Source organism: Arthrobacter sp. P1_B4 (assembly GCF_056406555.1).
Map to the genome: position 1 here is coordinate 1 of NZ_JBFTZW010000167.1, position 3027 is coordinate 3027.

The window sequence follows — 3027 nt, forward strand, 5'->3', positions numbered from 1 at the left end:
GAATGGCTCTACGAGCGGCTCCTCGCCCGGCAGCGCGACGCCCGCTCCGTGCTCGCAGCCCCGCACCCGCTGGTGCTCGAGGAAGTGGCCTACCCGACAGAGAGCGGCATGCTGGCCCGGGCCGAACTGACGCGGGCACTGCGGGCCTAAATCCAGACCTGGAACGCGGCTATGGGAACGCCGGCTGGGAGTAAGCCGGCGCGGTGCCTTTCGCAGGGAGCTCCAGCGTGAAGGTGCTTCCGGATCCGAGGAGGGTGTTGCAAGAGATGGAGCCGCCATGGCGCTCCACGATCGCCTTCGTGATCGACAACCCGAGCCCGGCCCCGGGGATGGAACCGTCCCGCACCGCAGGGCTTCGGAAGAACCGTGTGAAGACTCGTTCGGCGTCGGTGGCTGTCATCCCCAATCCGTCATCTTCCACGTGCAGCAGCACCCGGTCTCCCTCGGTGCTGGCGGAGACGCGCACATTGCCGCCATTGGGGGAATATTTGATGGCGTTGGAAATGAGGTTATCCAGCGCCTGGCTGATCCGGAGCGGGTCTACGTGCGCCCATAGCGGCGCCGGCACCTCCATCGAGAGCGTGACCTGGGAAGCCTGGGCGTGTGCGTGAGCCGAACCCAGGCTCGCCTCCACGAGGCTCGCCAGGTCGGTCCGCAGGGGATGGACATGGACAGCCGAGTTGGCGGACATCAGCAGATCCGAGACAAGGGCGAGGAGTCGTTCGGCGTTTCGTTGCGCAACTTCGAGGCGGCGGAGGGCCTGAGCGGACAAATGTTCCGAGTCGCTGAGGGCTAGATCCAAATTGCCGATAATCGATGTCAAGGGGGTCCGGAACTCGTGGGAGACGGTGGAAAGCACGTCGTCCTTGGCCGCCAGGGCATCGATCAGGCCGGACACTTCGTCATTGAGCAGTCGTTCGCGTTCGCAGCCGGCGTGGAGTTGGGTTGTCAGGCGCCCAGTCAACTGTTGCCGAGTAACCCGCAGAGCAATGGCCACTGCCAATGTGATGAATGGCAGGAGAACGGCGGCCGCGATTCGGTCCGGGGTTGAGCCGCCGTTGAGCAACCACGGCAGGCCGGTCAGCAGGGGCCCGAAGAAGCTGATCGAGAGGATCGCCGGACCGGACAAACGGGAGGCCGTGACCCAGAGGACCGGAAGGACGGCCAAGATGCCGAGATCGGGCAGGCCTTCGACGCTGCCACTGCGGACGAGGCAGATCGCGGCTAAGTCGAGCACAGGGATTGCGAGCGGAGCATAGGGCCCGAACCGCTGCCAAGGCACCAGAAGGCAGGCCATGAGGAGGGCCAGAAGGAGCGCAAAGGCAGCCCGGCACACGCCACTCTCGAAGAGGCCGGGCCAGCCACCGGGCGCTGCAAGCGCCACAGCCGTCATCGCCAGTGTGAGCGGAAGCTGGCATAGGGCCACCTGCACACGCCGCGGGAATCCCGCAAAGTAACCTGCCGGGTTCCGGACCAGTTGCTGTTCACTCAATGAAGCCGCGCCCCTTCCTCGCTACTCCAATTTAACAGCATTCGTCACGTTAACTTGACAAGTTACGAAAATATATTGCCGCGACTGTGCCTAAACGTTCATTGGCGCTATAGCGTGGGTATTCTAGCAATGCTGGCGAATCATCATTGCACAGCAGTACCGACGCGGCCGCTATGGGGGTAGGTGTCGCATCAGATGTGAGGGGGACCATGACTGACTTGGGAGTCGCCGTAGTTGTGGAGGACGACGACGATGTGCGTCATCTCGTGGAAGCGGTATTGAGCCAGGCGGGATTTGACGTCCACGGCGCAGCGAGCGGTCGCGAGGGGGTCGAGGTCGTGCGGAATCAGAAGGCCAACGTTGTCACCTTGGACGTTGGCCTCAACGATATTGACGGCTTTGAAGTCCTACGCCGAATTCGACAGTTCAGCGATGCCTACGTCGTCATGCTGACGGCGAGGACGGACGAGTTGGACACGCTGACCGCGCTGCATACCGGTGCCGATGATTTCATGACCAAACCGTTCCGGCCGCGCGAGCTCCGAGCCCGGGTGTCTGCGATGATGCGCCGGCCTCGGCAGGACGGCCCTGAGGCCAAGTCCTTGGATCCGGGAACGGCACCGTCAAAGGCCCTTGTCCTGTCCCACGCTTCGGAATTCCGGCACAACGGCCTGGTACTGAACCCGCACACGCGTTCGGTCACTGTTGACGGCATTCCTGTCAGCCTCACGCGTAGTGAGTTCGATCTCCTGCATGCCCTGTTGAAAGGGGCAGGTGCCGTCCGGTCGAAGACTGATCTGGTGCGGGTAGTGCGGGGTCAGCATTACAGCGCGGATGCCTACATCAGTGAATCCGACGAGCGTGCCGTCGAAGTACATATTGGCAACATGCGTCGCAAGCTGGGGGAGGATCCACTGCAACCGCGTTGGCTCCAGACCATCCGCGGCGTTGGGTACCGGCTCACGCCAGCCGTGGACTAGTGATCCCCGAGGTTGTGCCTGAGCTGCAGTTCGTCCACGGTGTCGTTTCCACTCTCCGCGACTTCACGCAGGAGCAACCGCGCCAGGCGGGCGTCGTGGACGCGGATTGCGTCCTCAAGTTCTCTGGCGAGCTCGGCCAGACGGACGCCACCGACCATCGCAGAGGACGTCTTCAGGCTCAGGACGGCGTCCAGTGCTGCGGTCTCGTCACCGCTATCAAGGGACGTCGCGAGGGACTGATAGCGCTGATCCCACATCCTTGTGTAGTCCCTGGCGAATCCTTTTGCCACGGCCGGGCTGTTCAGCTGTGATCCGAGGTCCTGGAGGGCGGAGGGGTCCACGATCGGGCTTGCAACTTCTTCGGCAGCCGTTTGGGCCGTGCCCGCACCAGGCGGGGAGCTGTCGGCGGAGGAGCCAGTGTTTGCATCGCCGTCGTCTGGCGCACCTAGGAAAGACATGTGCCCACGCTACTTGCTGCGTCGGCACCGTGTTTCCAACTCCGGTGTTTCCTGTGGCAAAATTGTGGCTTTTCGGGTGCATTGCCAGGTTCTGCCC

The 3027-nt window shown here is 63.2% G+C and carries 3 protein-coding genes and 1 pseudogene; 2 read left to right on the top strand and 2 right to left on the bottom strand.

Annotated elements, in window-relative coordinates; translation table 11 throughout:
- A pseudogene (locus AC1D1W_RS20345) lies at nt 1–150 on the top strand (tRNA pseudouridine(38-40) synthase TruA); the annotation flags it as partial.
- 19 nt (nt 151–169) lie between these two features.
- On the opposite strand, the gene AC1D1W_RS20350 reads toward AC1D1W_RS20345, so the two are convergent.
- Nucleotides 170–1237, bottom strand: coding sequence for a sensor histidine kinase (locus AC1D1W_RS20350; RefSeq protein ID WP_243181083.1), 1068 nt, complete (start codon nt 1235–1237; stop codon nt 170–172).
- Nucleotides 1238–1701: 464 nt separating this feature from the next.
- Between AC1D1W_RS20350 and AC1D1W_RS20355 the strand changes: the two genes are divergently transcribed.
- Complete coding sequence (locus tag AC1D1W_RS20355) at nt 1702–2472, top strand: response regulator transcription factor (protein ID WP_243181082.1); 771 nt, start codon at nt 1702–1704, stop codon at nt 2470–2472.
- On the opposite strand, the gene AC1D1W_RS20360 is transcribed toward AC1D1W_RS20355, so the two are convergent.
- Entirely contained in the window at nt 2469–2930 is a 462-nt protein-coding gene (locus AC1D1W_RS20360) for an Hpt domain-containing protein (RefSeq protein ID WP_243181081.1), read from the bottom strand. The genes AC1D1W_RS20355 and AC1D1W_RS20360 overlap by 4 nt on opposite strands.
- Nucleotides 2931–3027 lie beyond the last annotated feature (97 nt).

Coding starts and splice junctions, on each gene's coding strand:
- AC1D1W_RS20355 (WP_243181082.1), top strand. CDS start 1,702: ATGACTGACTTGGGAGTCGCCGTAGTTGTGGAGGACGACGACGATGTG.
- AC1D1W_RS20360 (WP_243181081.1), bottom strand. CDS start 2,930: ATGTCTTTCCTAGGTGCGCCAGACGACGGCGATGCAAACACTGGCTCC.